This window comes from Candidatus Villigracilis proximus, assembly GCF_016717045.1.
Taxonomy (GTDB): domain Bacteria; phylum Chloroflexota; class Anaerolineae; order Anaerolineales; family Villigracilaceae; genus Villigracilis; species Villigracilis proximus.
This window is the reverse complement of record NZ_JADJUO010000028.1, coordinates 15,957-32,106: the sequence shown is the minus strand read 5'-3', so window position 1 is coordinate 32,106 and position 16,150 is coordinate 15,957. Positions and strand designations below refer to the sequence as shown.

Genomic DNA, 16,150 nt, shown 5'->3' with positions numbered 1-16,150 from the left:
TGCTTGGTAAAATCCCGAATAACAAAAGACCTTTAGGTTTTTTACCAAAACAAATATTTTTATTCGTAAGCCAATACTTCACGAATGGTCAAACGCGCGGCATTACGGGCCGGCAAAATGGAACCCAACACCGAAAGAACCAGCACCAGCGCAAACCAGATGGCGTAGCCCAAATACGTGAAGACCACTTGAATGGGTGTTTCAAACACAGCCAGACTGACAATATAGGAAAGTCCGTATGTAATTGGTATGGAAACCACGATCGCCAGAATAAATGAAATCGTGCCGATCACAAAGCCTTCTGCGATGATCGTGCGCATGACGGCGCGGTCATCAGCGCCGATGGCGCGCATGATGCCGATTTCACGCGTGCGCTCAAGGACGTTCATGCCCATGGTGCCGGTCAACCCCATTGCGCCTACCACGGCTGTCAGAATAGCCATGATGAGCAAAAAGACCACCAGAATATCCAAACTCTCCGAAGCAGTATCAAGCGAGGCCAGGCCTGATTCGGATTTACGAACTTTGAATCCTTCGTCGCGGAAGAAATGATCCAGCTTCTCGGCCATCAAATCCTGATAGACGCGGTCATGTTGATTTGTGACCATACGAAAAGAGAAGGAACGATTTGCAAGGTTTGATATCTGCGAAATATATTCATAAGGCGCATAGGCCAGAATGCCTTCATTACCGACAAATTTAAAGATACCAACAACTTCCCAGGATTCTTCCCTGCCTTGAATCTTGAGCAGTAAATGGTCGCCGGGCTGCAAGTTGGGATAAAACTCAAGTACTGCTTCACTGATCGCCAGCTTGCGAACATCATCCTTGCGAATCCAGCGGCCGGATGCGATCAACGGATTGACCAGCTCACTTTCAGCAGGTGGAGCCAGTAAATTTACATTATCAGCCACCAAACCATCGGCATATAACAATTCAGTGTTGAGAAATTGCCAGCCTTCCACACGTTCCACGCCTTCCACTTGCAAGGCGTACTGCTCCACTTCATTTAGACGATATGCTTTATCAAAATCAAGAGTTACATCCGCGCGGAAGTAACTTCCGATCTGGTCGATGTAATCATGCAAAGTAACACGCACATTGAACACGGCAATAAAGATCGCACCGCCCATGGTCAGCGTGAAGAGGGTCAACACAAACGTCCACGGCGGCGGAATGTATTCCGTAGCGAAATAATGAACGGGCGTGGAAAATGAATGCCCCGGGAAGAAAGGATTCGCGTAAACTGAACCAGCATATAGTCAAACCACGGCACACGGTCTTCACCGGCTTTGTGCGGTTTGTTTTCATCCCCAGCAAGGTCACCGCTGAGCGCGCGCAACACGGTAATGCGTGAGCCGCTCAACACAGGCATAAGCCCAGCCACAAGCGGAACCAGCAAACCAACTGCAACCTGAATAATCATTGCCATTGGCACAATGCGATAGCCCAGCAGGTTAAAGCGCATCTCACTTGAAATGAACAAGGCCAATCCATACGCGCCCTGTCCGCCGAGCGGAATCGCGATCAACAATGCCAGTACACCAAAAGCCATGATGAGCGTGAAATACATGGCAAAGACCTGCTTGTTTCTTCCGCCCACCAATTTGATGACGCCAATATGCCGCAAATGCTGACTTAACAATGCGCTCAATGTGTTTGCGATCAATGAACTTGAAAGAAAAACGATCAGAATTCCAAGCGCCAACAGAATACCGAGAATCGCGTTCACCGTATCAGCCAGCGGATGTTTGTGCTTTTCAGAAAAACGGGTACGCACCACCACGGTGCCGTTCTTTTCGAGCTTATCCTTTAAGTCCGCGCCCACTTCACGGATGTAGGAAATGTCATCTTCGCCTTCTGTAACGGTCACATACGCACGGTTGAACAACTCAGGCTGACGCAGCGTGGGGAATGTATTCATCTCAATGTAGGCAAAGGGCGGGGCGAGAAAGTCACCCGCACCTGTGCTGACATCCTGCACAATGCCCACAATCTTTAATTCCTTGAGCGTGCCATCGGGCAATTCAAAAACAAGATAATCACCCACTGTGACTTTTAACTTCTTAAGCGCATCCTTCTCCAACAGGATCTCATCTTTATTCGCTTCGACCGCACCCAAAACTGGCACTAATAAATTAACTTGATTCTCGCTGAAACTTTCCAGCGCAACCACATCCAGGGCCACCCACTGGTCACTGTCCTGCGTTCGCACGCGGAAATTGATCACGCGGCGCCCTTCTGCATCTTTCACACTGTGAGAATTACGAATGGATGCGAGTACATCATCGTTGTAATTCGCCGTGCGGATCTCAATATTCGAAGGGTTGTTTGCCGCGTAGGAAACACTCATGTCATTTGAAATGATCTGATATGCGCCCGAAATTACCCCAATGGAAAATACACCCACTGCAATGGAAAAAACCACCAGCAGGGTACGGGCTTTGTTATCCCATAGATCATGTAAAACTTTACGCCATCTTGGTCGCATAATTACCTTATCAGACCTGACAGACTTAAGAAAAACCTGTCAGGTCTTAACTTCCTATTCTTTCTACTTCAACAATTCGCTGATCTCGCTGCCGGAATAAGGCTTCACGGTGACATCCTTCACACCGTCACGCAGGAATTGGGTGACGCGTTCAGGGTTGATCGCCGCGGTGAGGATGACCGTCTTCGAGGTGAGTCCTGCCTTTGAAAGCGCAGACAGGACATCGGTCAAGGAAACAGATGCGATGTGTTCATCCACAAGGATCAAATCAGCATCAGCAAATTTCTTCAAGTCTGCAGATTGAGTCAATTTAACTTTTGTATCCTTAAGTAATTTAGCGAACAGGTTCGCCCAATCATCGTTATCATCGATCAATAAAATATTTTTAACACTGCCCGCTTCAATGGCTTCGTCGTTCGCATGTCCGCGCGGCATGAAAAAGGCAACGGTTGTGCCTTTGCCTTTTTCGCTGACAAGGGCAATACGTCCCTGCGCCTGCGAGATGACATGCATGGCTGCGGGCAGACCGAGTCCGTGGTGTTCAACGCCGCGGGTCGAGAAGAATGGAGACCACGCTTTCTGCATGACATCTTCATCCATGCCGGAGCCGTCATCTTCGATGTCGATCTCAAGCACACCGCGCTCTTCGGTGGGATGAACGCTGACGGTCACAGACTTGGCGCCGGCCTCTGCGGCATTTTGCAAAATATTACCAACCGCACGTGTGAGTTGTGTGCTGTCTGCGATCACGTATGCAGCAGCAGGGTCAATTTTCACTTTCAAGGCATTTGCTGAAAAATCGCGTTGATGAGCGGCGGTCTGCAATACATCCGCAAACAGGACAGCGCGTGGTCGTTGTTCACGCACCGCGCCAATCAATTGTTCTTTAACCTGCGTGATCTGTGCCGCGCTTTCAGCGATCATATCCAGGTCTTCCTTGAGTGACTCAAGGTCAACTTTTCCTTCTGCAATTTCTTCGCGCAAACGCGCAATGGTCAATGAAATTGGCAGAGTCTTATTACCGATCCAATGAATGGCTTCGGTGGAGGCGGTGGTCAGCGCTTCGAAGACTTTGTTACGCAAAATTTCACTGTGTGCTTCCTTGAGTTCATCAACCAGATGCGCGTTATTGATCGCGACAGCCAGATGCTCTGCCATGGTCAACAACGTGGTGATGTCATCTTCGCTGAAAGCGCGTTCTTCAGAGCTTTGAATGGTCACAGCGCCGAGGGCTCTGCCGCCGTAGACCAGAGGCAACGCCATTTCGGAACGGGTATGCGGTAAATGTGGATTCTTGAAATGCACACGCTCTTCACCAACGTCCAACGCGATGCGGGCTTCATTCATGGCGATACAGGCGCCGATCATCGAGTCTGTGCCAACTTTAAGTTTGTGACCATCCGCGACCATGGCTTTGCCAGCCTTGCCATAACCGGAACGCAAAATAGCGTACTCGCCAGCTGAGTCCAAAAGGAAGACGCCCGCGTAGTACAAACCATAAGATTCACAGATAATATTTACAGTTTGTGAAAGCAATTGCTCAATATCCAAAATGGATGTGACTTCCTTGCCCACGCGGTTCGCGGCTTTCAACAAACGGGAACGGCGCTCTGCCTGGCGATGCAGATTGGAATTTTGAATGGCGATCGCAAGCTGATCCGCCATGGTTTGCAAGGCGGCAATATCTTCATCGTGAAACGCGGCTTCTTCAGTGGATTGAACTGTGACCGCGCCAATAATATCCTCGCCGACAATGAGCGGAAGCGCCATCTCGGAGCGGGTCTTCGGAAGGTGGGGATTCTCAAAGAAAACTGCCTCAGCTCCCACGTCCAGAGCGATGCGCCCCTGACGATTTGCAATGGATGCACCGATCATCGAGTTCCCGCCAACGGCGAGTTTATGTCCCGCGTTGATCATTTCCCGGCCTGCTTCACCGCGTCCGGCTTTTAAGACAGCGTACTGTTTCGCATCATCCAGAAAAAATACACCGGCGTAATAAAAGCCGAATTCATCACAGATGATGTCAACCGTGCGTTGCAACAATTCATACGGATCGAGAATGGTGGTGATGTTCTTGGCTGCGCGTGCCGAGGCCTTTAATAAAGTTGCGTGTCTTTGAATATCGTTTGTCATAATTTCCTCTTTAGATTAATGACGTTGAACGTTTGGCGTTAAACGTTTAAGATTTTCTGGATCAATTCAACCAGGCCCTGTTCGCGGCCTTTTACGAAAAATGCGCTCGCGCCGCCAGAGACTGCATCCTTGGCTTTGGTCACTTCATCATACGCAGTAAGGATGACCACCGGCAGCGATGATTTTTGCTGCTTGAGGTCTGCGAGCAGATCAAGCCCCGCGCCTGTTTTGGGTGTGCCGTCAAAACTTGGCATGTTCAAATCAAGCACCGCAATATTGACCGTCTCTGAATTTTGCGCGAAGATCTCACTTCCGCTTTTACAATCTGATGCAGTGATCACATCAAAGCCTGCGCGCAAAAGCGTTTTTTCAAGACTTCGCAGAATTAACTTTTCATCATCCACCAAAAGAACCGTTGTCATTCATCCTCCAAAAAATAATTTATATATGTAGATCAGACCTGTGAGGTCTTAAACTTTTTTTCAACAGGCAGGCGTACCGAAAACATAGCGCCCTTGCCAACTTCACTCTCCAGCGAAATACTTCCGCCGTGTTGATTCACAATTTGCATTACAGAGGAAAGCCCAAGCCCGGTACCGCCGCTGCCACCTTTGGTGGTAAAAAACGAAACCCAGATCTTTTCCTGTATCTCTTTCGGAATGCCCGGCCCGTTATCTTTCACGCTCACCAAAACAAACTTCGGATTTGAATCACGCATTCCACTTACATAAATCTTTGGCGCAGAGGTCTTCGCCATTGCTTCCCATGAATTCTTGATCAAATTATTAAAAACCTGCTCCACCTGCCGCGCGTCCACAAATGCATTCGGCATATCAGCCGCCCACTCCAACTCCACTACCCCATCGGGCAGTCCCATATTCGCAACCGTGTCCGCGATCATTTCGCTTAAAGACACCACAGCATCGTTTCGTTGACGCGCAGGTCCGATCAGACCTTCCTTGATACTTAAGATCGTCACCGCGCTATTCTCGGCGATCTCCAGATCTTCCATTAATGATTCGACGCTGACCAACGCCTGAAGACGATTCTTCTTCATGGCAGACATATCAGCCAGGACCTGGTCCAGATCAATATTCATTGCCTGCGCTTCTTCCCTGACCGTTTGAACTGCTCCCGTTAAAGATGCATTTTCAGCATCTGAATCATTTGGCACGAACTGCGCCGCGAGCGCCAGAATGTACAGCATATCTTCACGCACACGCTTGATACTGCCCGGGATCGGAGCCGCCTTATTGCCCACCCAGTGGATGGCTTCGCCTGTGGCAGTGGCGATCGCTTCAAATGTTTTCGTGCGGACGATCTCCGCGGTGGCAGCTTCCAACTTAAACATCAACTGCGCATTATTAATTGCAATCGCGATCTGATCGGCCATGGCTTGCAGAGATGTAACCTGAGATTGAACGATCAGCGGCAGCGCCATCTCAGAGCGTGTGTTCGGCAAAAACGGATTCATAAAGCGTGACTCTTCGCCAGCCACATCCAGCGCGATCTGCGCCTGTTGTTTAATGATCGAATTCCCGATCATGGATTTTTCATCCACGTGCAGCCGGTAATTTTCAGACATCATTTTGCGCCCCGCAGCAGCATATCCCGCGCGCAGAACCGCCCATTCTTCATCTTCAGAAACTAAAAATATGCCTGAGTAATATAAATTGAATTCACTGCAAATAATATTGACCGTGTGCTTCAACAGATCGTCTATCGCCAAAATGGATGTAACCATCTGCCCTACACGTGCGGCGGTTTCAAGCAGTTTATGTCTGCGCTCCAACATTGAAAACATGCGTTCATTCTGTTGCAGCAAATGTTTATTCTTTTCAACCGTGGTGCTCAACTGGCGGATATTACCTTCGAGGCGTTCCACCAATTCCTGTTGATAGGCTTGCAGGGATTTTTCGGCATCTTCCAAAATTTCCACTTTGCCGTCCAAATATGCATCCACTTGTTCGATAAAATCAGCATCGATCGGCTTGGAGATAAATCCCACCGCGCCTGCAGCCAACGCCCGCTCCCGCGCCCCAACGGACAAGTCACCTGAAACAATGACGATGGGTGTATCAGGCAGCATCTTCTTCAAGCGTGTGGCGGCTTCATTACCCGTCATGTGCGGCAGACTATAGTCCACCAGGATCAGGCTGGGCTGGGTTTCTTCGGCAAGCTGCAACCCGTTCAATGGATCTATGGCTTCCAGCACTACATATTTATGAGAAAGCAAACGCCGCACCAGCGAACGGGCTTCGTCGCTGTCTTCTATATAGAGTATCTGCGGGAGTTTACGTGGATCAGTCATTTTTAAAAGTATGAAGTATGAAGGATGAAACGTGAAACGTAATAAATGAACATATTTACCTGTTTACTTTTCTACGTGTTTACCAACTACCAACCTACCGGCTCACCGATCTGCGGTCTGCGACACGTTGCTCATCAAGTCGTTTTTGGACGATCTCGCCCAGTGCTTCTGCCGTGATCGGGGATTCATGAATCACACGCAGAAAATCTTCGCGCGGAAGAGTCAACACTTCCACCGGGTTGTTGCTGGCCGCGCGTACATTCGCAATTGATTTACCGCCGCGCAGAAGTTCGATCTCGCCAAAGAATTCTCCCGGCTTGAGACGTGAGATCACCGTCTCCTGATTTTTCTCATCCTGTAAAACCACTTCCACTTCACCTTTGCGGATCATAAAGAAATGGTCCACGTGCTGATCACGTGAAAGGATGGTTTCGTTTGGCTGATAAACATGCCCTTCGACAATGCGTGTAAATTCAAGCATGTGACGGTGACGCAGTTTCGGCAACGCACGTGAGACGGTTTCATTGATCAACTCACCATCAGAAATGATGATGTTGCGATTGGTGCGGGATGTAAGTGACGGGTCGTGAGTCACCATGACAATGGTCTTGCCTTGTGCGACAAATCCTTCAAAGAGTTGAATGATCTTATCGGCTGAGCGTGTGTCAAGGTTGCCAGTCGGTTCATCAGCCACCAGCAAGGGCGGATCACAAGCCATGGCTCTTGCAATGGCGGCGAGTTGCTGCTGACCGGTGGAAACCAAAACCGGAAGTTTATTCGCGAATTGTTCCAGACCGACCAAAGTTAATAATTCCATGGCGCGCGCGGGGCGTTCGTCGAAATCGTATAAGTCCACGTAGTCCATGGGGAGCATGACATTTTCGAGAAGTGTAAGCATGGGCAATAATTGAAAGAATTGGAAGACAATGCCAAGGTTCTTTCCACGCCATTTTGAGCGCTGACTTTCCGTGACGCCGGTATAAATATCTGTGGCGTTCACCACCACCAGACCTTCGGTAGGATGGTCGATGCCGGTGATCATATTCAACAGCGTGGATTTTCCGCTGCCTGATTTGCCAACGATGGAAACGAATTCGCCGCGATTAATGGTTAAGTCCACGCCTTTGAGGACGGTGAATTCCCCTGCCGCATTGCTGAATCTTTTGATGACGCCGCGTAGTTCGATCATGGATTCAGGCGCAAAGTCTGCTACTTGAGCAGGACCAGTTTTCGGCTTGGTGCGAAGCGGGGCTTTGTTCATCTCCGCCTCATGAATGTTTTATCCAAATTGGAATCCGGCTGCGAGTCGACCAGTTCTCCATCCGCAATGACCAGACTGCGTGAGAAGCGGCTCGCGAGACCGATATCGTGTGTGACCATGACAATGGTTTTTCCCTGTTCTGAAACGAGATGTTCAAAGACATCAAAGATATGATCGGCGGTGATGGAATCAAGACTGCCGGTTGGCTCATCGGCGACGAGGATCGAAGGGTCATTGGCGAGCGCACGCGCAATGGCAACCCGCTGCTGCTGTCCGCCGGAGATGAAGGCTGGCAGTTTGTTGGCATGCTCTTCAAGCTCAACGAGTGTAAGCAATTCGAGCGCGCGTTCCTTCGATTTGCGCGGATTGAAATTATCGGAAAGGTCCATCGGCAGCATGATATTTTCAACGAGAGTCAACATGGGCAAAAGTTGGAACGATTGATAAACAACGCCCATGTTTTTTCCGCGCCATTGGGCGCGCCCGTCTTCGCTCATTTCATGCACCGACAGTTTTTTGCCATCAGTATGCACAAATACTTCGCCGCTGGAGAGTTGATCCACACCGTTGATCATATTTAATAAAGTGGATTTCCCAGCGCCGGATTTTCCGACAATGCCCACAAACTCGCCAGCGTTGATTTGTAAATTCACATCTTTCAATGCAACAAAATCGCCAGCGGCCGTGGAATAGGTTTTATTTACTTCGAGTAATTCAATAATAGTAGATGTCATAATTAGTCAACTTGATTTTACCGCCTTTGTGTAATTCATTACGTCATAGCGGTTTGCAGATGGTTTTCATTTACTGAACAGGGAAAACCAGTGGAATAGCTCCGAAAATAGTGTCTCGTTTCGAACTGAGTTTGGCGTGATCAACTTGTCTTTTTCATAAAATCCTGTAATTGCTGACGATATTTCGCCAGCGCCTTCTGGCCTGCGGCGGTCAGTTTACACACGGTCAACGGTAATTTTCCTTTAAATGTTTTTTCGATCTTCACATAACCGGCTTCTTCAAGCTTCGAGAGATGAGCAGACAAATTTCCCTTCGTTAACCCTGTTTCACGTTGCAGGAAAAGAAAGTCGGCGCTGATCACACCCGAAAGGATGGTGGCGATCAACAACCGCGCGGGTTCATGGATGATCCGATCCAGATCGGTGAGGGCGCGCAAGTCATCGCTCATCTGTGCCCTCGTCGACCAAAGGATTTTCATGCAGATATTTTGCAAGTGTGGCGCCGCCCCAGATCATGAGAACAATTCCAAATAAGGCGTAAAAAAGACTGATGCTGTAATGCGCCGGCAAACCGCTAAAAGAGGAAGCCAACCCCAAAAATAAAGAGGCTGCCGCGAGATAATAAAACCGGTTCAGGTCAATTGCACGGGTTCGGATGACGATCAGGATGATGCTGATCAGAGCGCCAATGAAACCGGGCAGCCAGATAAACGAACCCACCCACTTCCCAAAAACCACCAGCAAAAATATAAATCCGATCGCTATAAAAAAGATGAATATCTGCGTGGGGAGAAGACCCTCTTTATCGGGATAGTATTCAACATACCCAGTGCGCGGATACGTGATATGCATCTTGAAAATATTGATCAACCTGCGAGTCGTAAATATGCCCAGAATCAAGATCAGCAGCAGGCTGCCATCCAACATCATGGGCGCATTTGAATCCGCCGGCAGCCAGCGATGCCCCGCGAAATACAAGGCGAGCAAAAGGAACAGACTCCCGACGACAATTTCGCCGATGCCATCCTTAAACCAGTAACGCCTGACACGCTGCTGTATTTCACGAAAGTTCTGATCCATTAAAAACTCCACTCGTAAACTGGTTTGCATTGCAAACTGGTTTACATAATACAAGCAAAGGCATACTCTGTCAAGTGGACAAAAATGGGCTTAATTGGATAAACAGGCTAAAAGAGTTTTGGCTTGCCCGGCAGCGTTCTCTTTGACAACCGCCAGCACAGGCACCTTCCCCACTGAGTAAACCGCGCGCAGATCATCCGTCAGCATTTGGCGCGGCAGGATTCCGATTGCGGCGGGTTCGGACTTTAACACATCAATCATATTCTGCACGCTGAAAGCGACTCTCACAGATGAAGAAACGCTTCTCTCTTCCATCACAAACTGGTCAAACACAATTTGCATATCCGTACCTGAGGCATATCCCCAAACCTGCGCGGACGGATTCCCATCGGTGAATAATTTCCGCACTTCCGCGAGAGTCAAATCCTGCACGGCACTCTCACGCTGCGCGACTACTAAAATTTCCTCTTCGGCAATTTGATAGACAGGGGAAACAAATATCTCAGGCTCACCCAAGCGCAAATAAATATCCGGCGACTCTGCGCTGACTTTCAACGTAAGCGAAAGATCAGCGGCGCAGACAAATAATCCGCGCAACCACGGCTCGGCGGCAGATGTGGCATACACAGCAATTGTTTGTGTTGGAGTCTGTCGTGCAGGTACGCAGGAAAACAGCAGGAAAGAGCAAAGAAGAAAGAAGGTGATTTTTCTCATTAATAACAAGAACTGTTAACTCAGGGAAATTACCAATTCATCAACAATGTGATCAACAGATCCCTGCGCTGTTCGAGGCTGTCGGCGAAAATATATTCACGTTCAGAATGATAGCCTTCGCCAATGGCACCCATGCCATCCAAAACGGGAATCCCAAATGGGGCAACAAAATTCCCATCAGAAGCACCGCCTGTGCCGCCCGCTTTTAATTCCATGCCGATGCCTGCCGCAATTGATTTAGCCTTCTCGAACGTGGCTTTCATCGTCTCATCAAACGGCATTGGCGGACGATTCAATCCGCCAGTGATCTTAAGCGTTGTGCCATCCAAAACAGGTTTGAGAGTTTTCATCTCTGCTTCGATGCGTTCCCATTCACCGGGCTGCATGACACGAATATCCACTTCGGCAAAAGCTTCCTCAGGGATCACATTGGAAACCGTGCCGCCATTTATCACACCAACATTGAGCGTAGTCTGTCTTTTGTAGTCGGTCATTTTTTGGATCGCGAGTACCTGATGCGCCATTTCTTCAATGGCGTTTCTGCCCTTTTCATGGTCGCCGCCCGCATGTGCAGCAACACCCTTCACATGGACTCGGAATCCGCCTACACCTTTGCGCCATGTTTTCAACGAGCCATCCAAAAGCGCGGCTTCCATCACCAGCACCAGCGCGGATTCTTTGGCATATTCTTCGATATATTTGCGCGAAGTACTGCTCCCGATTTCTTCATCAGATGTACACAGCAAAGTCACCGGGCGATTCAACCTGCCGCTTTTTTGTAATTCTTCCAGCGCAGCGAGACAGATGACAATCCCAGCTTTCATATCCAATGTGCCGGGGCCGTAGATCTTTCCATCCGCTTCACGATACGGCATGGACTTTAACGTCCCAAGCGGAAAGACTGTGTCCATGTGGCACAACAGGAGAATGCCATTCTCTCCGCTCCCCCATCTTGCGACCACATGATCGCCTGTCGTTCGATTTGAGATCACTTCAACATCCGCGCCATATTTCAGCGCTTCGTCTGCCACGAAGATACCAACGCGGTCTACAGCCGCTTTATCATGCGAAGGAGATTCGATTTCAACAAGTTGTTTGAGAAGAGATTTCATGTCCATGGGAATCATATATCCAATACTTAAATGAATTGCGTAAACAAAAGAAGTACGCCAACCAGCGCGCAATATACGGCAAAAATATACAAGGAACGCCTGCCTAAATAACCGATCAGCCATTTGATGGACAGCCAGCCAACCACGGCCGCGGTGACAAATCCCACGACAAGATTCGGCAAAAATTCTGTTAACCCGCTCATATTAAAAACCTGTATAGATTGATAGATCCCTGCCGCGAGCAAAATCGGCCCGGACATAAGAAAGGAAAACCGCGCAGCAGAGGGACGGTCAAAGCCGCGCAACATGCCGCCCGCGATCGTTGTCCCTGAACGTGACGCGCCAGGAAAAACAGCGATGACTTCCATCAGTCCAATAATAAGCGCATCCAGCCAGGACATGGAATCAAGCTCTCGATCTTTTTTGGAGAAACACTCTGCCAGAGCCAGCAATACGGCGGCAGTTAATAAACGGATCGAGGCTTCAAGCATCGGTTGACGAAACAAGGCCTCAACGGCATCCTGTAATAAATATCCGGCGATCAAGGCTGGTATGGAAGCCACGATCACCAGCCAGCCCAATCGTGAATATAAATCTTCAAATGGCTTTTTATTTTTTATGCCCAGAAAAAACGCGGACGTAATTTGCCAGATATCCTTCCAGAAAAAAGCCAGCATGGCAACGACGGTGCCTAGCTGAATAATAACCGAGAAGGAAAAGGTTTTTTCGTCTGCGGGAAGACCGAGCAAATTGCTGAAGATCAACAAATGTGCAGTGGATGAAACCGGAATGAATTCTGTCAATCCTTGTACGATACCGAGGAGAAAAGCCTGAAAAAGAGTCATGAAACTAAATACACCTGTATGGGTTGATCTTTGCCTTTTACTGTCACTTGCTTTTGATCATTTACTACTTTGTTCGCAAGATTGATGCGGGTTTCTTCCGAGATCCATATTTCACCCGCATTGGCGACCTTCTCGATGCGCTCGGCTGTATTCACTGTATCGCCGATAACATCATAAAAGCGCACATTCTGTCCGCCAAGCAGACCTTCCACCAGCAGGCCGGTGTGAATGCCTATGCCCACCCCCAGTTCCCTCTTGAACAATACTCTGCCAAGCGTTTCCTGTAAATCACGCGCGGCGCGCAAGGCTTCGTCTGCTTCAATGAAAACCACCATCACTTCATCCGCTGTGAATTTATATTTAATGTTACCTGATAATTATTTAGCAACCCCTCAACAGTTAGATAATATCTATTAAGCAGGGATGCCACTTCCTCGGGGGTGCGCTTTTCGCTCCAGCTGGTAAACCCGCGTACGTCGACAAACATCATTGTGCGCTTCTGGCGCGAGAGGCGCATGGAATTCGGATCATTAATGGCGCGTCCGAGCAGGTTTCGTCCCAGCAGCCATTCAGAATAGATCTTCAATTGGTCAGCTGTCTGGCGCAAAAGCAGGGAATAACGATGACTGGAAACATTCGCCACACCGGCCGAGATCCCCAATAACAAGACCGCAAGTCCGAGGTACTGATGCGCGCCATCTGCAAAGAACTCATTTAATGAAACCGTCTGCGTCGGGTTGGAATATATTTCGAATGCAATGTAAAGCGCAAATAAAATTTCAGCGCGTACCAGGTTCTCAAGCAAGAGCAGAAAATCAGACCATAAATTCTTTTGATTCAATTGAGCGGCTTGCAACACAGCGATGACAAGCGCGAAGGCCAAATACATTACATGGTACGGGGACTCGAAAAACTTCAATCCCTCGAAAGCCATCTCGCCCATGGTGTATAAAGCAGGAGCGATCAGACTGCCAAACAATCGCTTCCAGACAATGGACGAGGGCCAACGTGTAAGGACATAAGTTTGCACAAATACGGCAGGGATCAATAAATACAGGTCTGGCTTGCCAAAGAACTCCAATCCCTCGATCAGAAATTCCAGCAAAATCAGGGCGAGTGGAAAGTACCCCGTATTCCGAAAAAGTTCCTGCCAAAAACGGCTAAAGAAGGAACCGGAGATACGCTGTTCAATTGAATATTCAGGTAATGCAGTTGTCATTTCTTTGTCTCAGTTAGCGGTGCGCGTGAAGCGTTATTTTTCCATTGTACAAGCAGCTCAGCGGATTTTGTTTCAAAGGTATTATCCAAAATGGACGCTCGCAGGGATTCTACTAGACGGATCAGCGCCCTGAGATTGTGAATGGATAACAAAGTCCCCGCAAGTAATTCCTTTGCCACGATCAAATGGCGGATATAAGCACGAGTAAAGGTTTGGCAGGCGTAGCAGTCACAGGTTTCATCAATGGGACGTGTATCGCGCGCAAAGGCAGCATTCATCATATTCAAACGTCCTTCGGGTGCAAATGCTGAATGATGACGCGCCAATCTTGTAGGCAGCACGCAATCGAAAATGTCCACACCGCGTAACACCCCGTTGATCAGATCTTCAGGTGTGCCAACTCCCATAAGATAGCGTGGTTTATTTTCAGGCAATAAGGGAAGCACAACATCCAACGTGTTATGCATTTCCTCCTTGGTTTCGCCAACAGACAATCCACCGATGGCGATGCCGGGCGTATCGAGAGAAGATATAAATTGCGCTGATTCAGCTCGCAGGTCCGCATTGACCCCGCCCTGCACGATGCCGAATAATGCCTGATCGGGCCGCGTCTTCGCTTTGAGTGAACGTTCCGCCCAGCGATGAGTCCGGTCCATGGCAATTTTTGAATAGGCCAGATCATTCGGATCGGAACATTCATCAAAAGCCATGATGATATCTGCGCCGAGGTTTTCCTGAATGGCAATCGATTTTTCAGGTGTAAAACGATGTGTGGAACCATCAATGTGACTTTTAAAGGTTACGCCTTCATCGTCAATTTTACGTGTGCCTGAAAGCGAGAAAACCTGAAAGCCGCCCGAATCAGTCAGCATGGGATTCGGCCACTGCATAAATTTATGCAGTCCGCCCATATCACGCACAAGCTCATCACCCGGGCGCAAATAAAGATGATAGGTATTGCTCAAGACCAGCGAGGCGTTGATGCTCTTGAGATGTTCAGGGGTGAGTGTCTTGACGGTGGCCTGTGTCCCCACAGGCGCGAAGACTGGCGTTTGTAAATCACCATGAGGTGTGGTGAAGATCCCGGTGCGGGCGCGGTTATTTTTAGCAGTGATGGAAAATTGAAACATATAGTGAATTATACAGTAGGCAGGAACGTAAAATGCCCATCGTAATATTTTGCCGAAGATTCCCCGTATTTCCAAAATTAAATAAAAAGTGCTCCAGTCAGGGTGAGGGGGGCACCCTAGCTGGAGCAACATTATTTTTACACAAATTCCCATCTTTGGCAAGGGGGAAATTTTTAGATCTTTCTTTCCTCATCTTCCAATTCCATTAATAACAGATCCAGCGCGCCCACTGAAACCATCAGCTCGCGCAAAGAGATCAACATCGAAATGATCATCAAGATCAGAGCAAGTGCAAAACTCCACTGCCCGCCCGCGACCCAGCCCGCAAAAAGCGCGAACATACTGATCACACAAAACAGCAGGCTGAGCACACCTGCGATTTGCATATTACGGATCAAATAGATGCGGTAGCGTAAATTCGCGATCTGCCCCAGCAAATGTTCATCATCATCGTTGTCCTTATATCGGGCATGAAGATTACGGATGATCGAAGCCAGAGTCAGAAAACGGTTGGTATACGCCAGCATCAACAGGGATACTGTGGGAAATAACAAAGCGGGAGTGGTAAGGGGAAATATCCATGCGGCTAAAAATATAATTACGCCATCCCAAAACTGACATGGCTCGGATTCACCAGCAGCATCGGCACACGCACATTGAACTGCGGCAAATACGGATTGCTAATATCCGCATCATAAACAGACAACCACGAAACACGGGAGACATCGAGGCTGGTTGCCACATCTGTTTGCATCGAGATGCGTATCCTGGCCTTCGCCAAAAATGAACCGATCATCACCTCCATCGGCTGCATCATGCGATTCGTCTCCGTTGTATCGTAATCCATCGGATCCTGTTCGGGCGGCGCAAGATGAAAACCGATCACCTCGGCTGTGGGAATAAATATTTCAGAATACGAAAGGGATTTAGGAGGTGTGCCGCCAAGCAAAATCACCTGAGGCTTGATCAAGTGAATATAATTTGGCACTCCCTGCGTGCGGAGCCAGATACTCACACGCAAATTTTCCTTGGTAACAACTTCTCCCCGTACCAGCATGTTGGGGGTATACAACATCACCATTGCGATCTTTTCATCAGCGGCAAGCGGCTTCATGGTTCA

At 48.7% G+C, this 16,150-nt stretch carries 17 protein-coding genes; all 17 read right to left on the bottom strand.

Annotation, left to right across the window (positions count from 1 at the left end; genetic code table 11):
* Positions 1-59: 59 nt before the first annotated feature.
* The 17 genes from IPL71_RS22705 to IPL71_RS22625 all read right to left on the bottom strand — a co-directional run bounded on the left by IPL71_RS22705 (position 60) and on the right by IPL71_RS22625 (position 16,144).
* Positions 60-1,154: an ABC transporter permease gene (locus tag IPL71_RS22705; RefSeq protein ID WP_345325591.1), complete on the bottom strand. Its 1,095-nt coding sequence runs from the start codon at positions 1,152-1,154 to the stop codon at positions 60-62.
* Positions 1,151-2,491, bottom strand: a complete 1,341-nt coding sequence (locus tag IPL71_RS22700) for an ABC transporter permease (RefSeq protein WP_345325590.1) — start codon at positions 2,489-2,491, stop codon at positions 1,151-1,153. The genes IPL71_RS22705 and IPL71_RS22700 overlap by 4 nt, the downstream gene beginning before the upstream one ends.
* A 63-nt stretch (positions 2,492-2,554) precedes the next feature.
* Positions 2,555-4,624, bottom strand: coding sequence for a GAF domain-containing protein (locus tag IPL71_RS22695; protein ID WP_345325588.1), 2,070 nt, complete (start codon positions 4,622-4,624; stop codon positions 2,555-2,557).
* Positions 4,625-4,662: 38 nt separating this feature from the next.
* Positions 4,663-5,046, bottom strand: coding sequence for a response regulator (locus IPL71_RS22690; RefSeq protein ID WP_345325586.1), 384 nt, complete (start codon positions 5,044-5,046; stop codon positions 4,663-4,665).
* 32 nt (positions 5,047-5,078) lie between these two features.
* Complete coding sequence (locus tag IPL71_RS22685; protein WP_345325584.1) at positions 5,079-6,935, bottom strand: ATP-binding protein; 1,857 nt, start codon at positions 6,933-6,935, stop codon at positions 5,079-5,081.
* A 94-nt stretch (positions 6,936-7,029) separates the two neighbouring features.
* The gene (locus tag IPL71_RS22680) at positions 7,030-8,196 is read right to left on the bottom strand and encodes an ABC transporter ATP-binding protein (RefSeq protein ID WP_345325583.1); all 1,167 of its coding nucleotides are present in this window, start codon (positions 8,194-8,196) and stop codon (positions 7,030-7,032) included.
* Positions 8,193-8,930: an ABC transporter ATP-binding protein gene (locus IPL71_RS22675; protein WP_345325581.1), complete on the bottom strand. Its 738-nt coding sequence runs from the start codon at positions 8,928-8,930 to the stop codon at positions 8,193-8,195. The genes IPL71_RS22680 and IPL71_RS22675 overlap by 4 nt, the downstream gene beginning before the upstream one ends.
* Before the next feature lie 140 nt (positions 8,931-9,070).
* Positions 9,071-9,379 carry a transcriptional regulator gene (locus tag IPL71_RS22670; protein ID WP_345325579.1) on the bottom strand — a complete coding sequence of 103 codons (309 nt, stop codon included), beginning with the start codon at positions 9,377-9,379 and terminating at the stop codon, positions 9,071-9,073.
* A complete protein-coding gene (locus IPL71_RS22665) occupies positions 9,369-10,010 on the bottom strand; it encodes a hypothetical protein (RefSeq protein ID WP_345325577.1) in 642 nt (213 codons plus the stop codon). Before IPL71_RS22665 ends, IPL71_RS22670 begins: the two co-directional genes overlap by 11 nt.
* A 90-nt stretch (positions 10,011-10,100) precedes the next feature.
* Complete coding sequence (locus IPL71_RS22660; protein ID WP_345325575.1) at positions 10,101-10,724, bottom strand: hypothetical protein; 624 nt, start codon at positions 10,722-10,724, stop codon at positions 10,101-10,103.
* A 29-nt stretch (positions 10,725-10,753) separates the two neighbouring features.
* A complete protein-coding gene (locus IPL71_RS22655; RefSeq protein WP_345325573.1) occupies positions 10,754-11,842 on the bottom strand; it encodes a M20 family metallopeptidase in 1,089 nt (362 codons plus the stop codon).
* A 20-nt stretch (positions 11,843-11,862) separates the two neighbouring features.
* Positions 11,863-12,681, bottom strand: coding sequence for an undecaprenyl-diphosphatase UppP (gene uppP, locus IPL71_RS22650; protein ID WP_345325572.1), 819 nt, complete (start codon positions 12,679-12,681; stop codon positions 11,863-11,865).
* Entirely contained in the window at positions 12,678-13,016 is a 339-nt protein-coding gene (locus IPL71_RS22645) for an adenylate/guanylate cyclase domain-containing protein (RefSeq protein WP_345325570.1), read from the bottom strand. The genes uppP and IPL71_RS22645 overlap by 4 nt, the downstream gene beginning before the upstream one ends.
* Entirely contained in the window at positions 13,016-13,900 is an 885-nt protein-coding gene (locus tag IPL71_RS22640; protein ID WP_345325568.1) for an adenylate/guanylate cyclase domain-containing protein, read from the bottom strand. The genes IPL71_RS22645 and IPL71_RS22640 overlap by 1 nt, the downstream gene beginning before the upstream one ends.
* Complete coding sequence (tgt, locus tag IPL71_RS22635) at positions 13,897-15,030, bottom strand: tRNA guanosine(34) transglycosylase Tgt (RefSeq protein ID WP_345325566.1); 1,134 nt, start codon at positions 15,028-15,030, stop codon at positions 13,897-13,899. The genes IPL71_RS22640 and tgt overlap by 4 nt, the downstream gene beginning before the upstream one ends.
* Before the next feature lie 173 nt (positions 15,031-15,203).
* Complete coding sequence (locus IPL71_RS22630) at positions 15,204-15,608, bottom strand: DUF2721 domain-containing protein (RefSeq protein ID WP_345325627.1); 405 nt, start codon at positions 15,606-15,608, stop codon at positions 15,204-15,206.
* A gap of 20 nt (positions 15,609-15,628) precedes the next feature.
* Positions 15,629-16,144 carry a hypothetical protein gene (locus IPL71_RS22625; protein WP_345325564.1) on the bottom strand — a complete coding sequence of 172 codons (516 nt, stop codon included), beginning with the start codon at positions 16,142-16,144 and terminating at the stop codon, positions 15,629-15,631.
* Positions 16,145-16,150 lie beyond the last annotated feature (6 nt).

Bases quoted from the DNA above. Each gene is read 5' to 3' on its own strand.
- IPL71_RS22700 (WP_345325590.1), bottom strand. From the start codon at position 2,491: ATGCGACCAAGATGGCGTAAAGTTTTACATGATCTATGGGATAACAAA.
- IPL71_RS22695 (WP_345325588.1), bottom strand. From the start codon at position 4,624: ATGACAAACGATATTCAAAGACACGCAACTTTATTAAAGGCCTCGGCA.
- IPL71_RS22690 (WP_345325586.1), bottom strand. From the start codon at position 5,046: ATGACAACGGTTCTTTTGGTGGATGATGAAAAGTTAATTCTGCGAAGT.
- IPL71_RS22685 (WP_345325584.1), bottom strand. From the start codon at position 6,935: ATGACTGATCCACGTAAACTCCCGCAGATACTCTATATAGAAGACAGC.
- IPL71_RS22680 (WP_345325583.1), bottom strand. From the start codon at position 8,196: ATGAACAAAGCCCCGCTTCGCACCAAGCCGAAAACTGGTCCTGCTCAA.
- IPL71_RS22675 (WP_345325581.1), bottom strand. From the start codon at position 8,930: ATGACATCTACTATTATTGAATTACTCGAAGTAAATAAAACCTATTCC.
- IPL71_RS22670 (WP_345325579.1), bottom strand. From the start codon at position 9,379: ATGAGCGATGACTTGCGCGCCCTCACCGATCTGGATCGGATCATCCAT.
- IPL71_RS22665 (WP_345325577.1), bottom strand. From the start codon at position 10,010: ATGGATCAGAACTTTCGTGAAATACAGCAGCGTGTCAGGCGTTACTGG.
- IPL71_RS22660 (WP_345325575.1), bottom strand. From the start codon at position 10,724: ATGAGAAAAATCACCTTCTTTCTTCTTTGCTCTTTCCTGCTGTTTTCC.
- IPL71_RS22655 (WP_345325573.1), bottom strand. From the start codon at position 11,842: ATGGACATGAAATCTCTTCTCAAACAACTTGTTGAAATCGAATCTCCT.
- uppP (WP_345325572.1), bottom strand. From the start codon at position 12,681: ATGACTCTTTTTCAGGCTTTTCTCCTCGGTATCGTACAAGGATTGACA.
- IPL71_RS22645 (WP_345325570.1), bottom strand. From the start codon at position 13,016: ATGGTGGTTTTCATTGAAGCAGACGAAGCCTTGCGCGCCGCGCGTGAT.
- IPL71_RS22640 (WP_345325568.1), bottom strand. From the start codon at position 13,900: ATGACAACTGCATTACCTGAATATTCAATTGAACAGCGTATCTCCGGT.
- tgt (WP_345325566.1), bottom strand. From the start codon at position 15,030: ATGTTTCAATTTTCCATCACTGCTAAAAATAACCGCGCCCGCACCGGG.
- IPL71_RS22625 (WP_345325564.1), bottom strand. From the start codon at position 16,144: ATGAAGCCGCTTGCCGCTGATGAAAAGATCGCAATGGTGATGTTGTAT.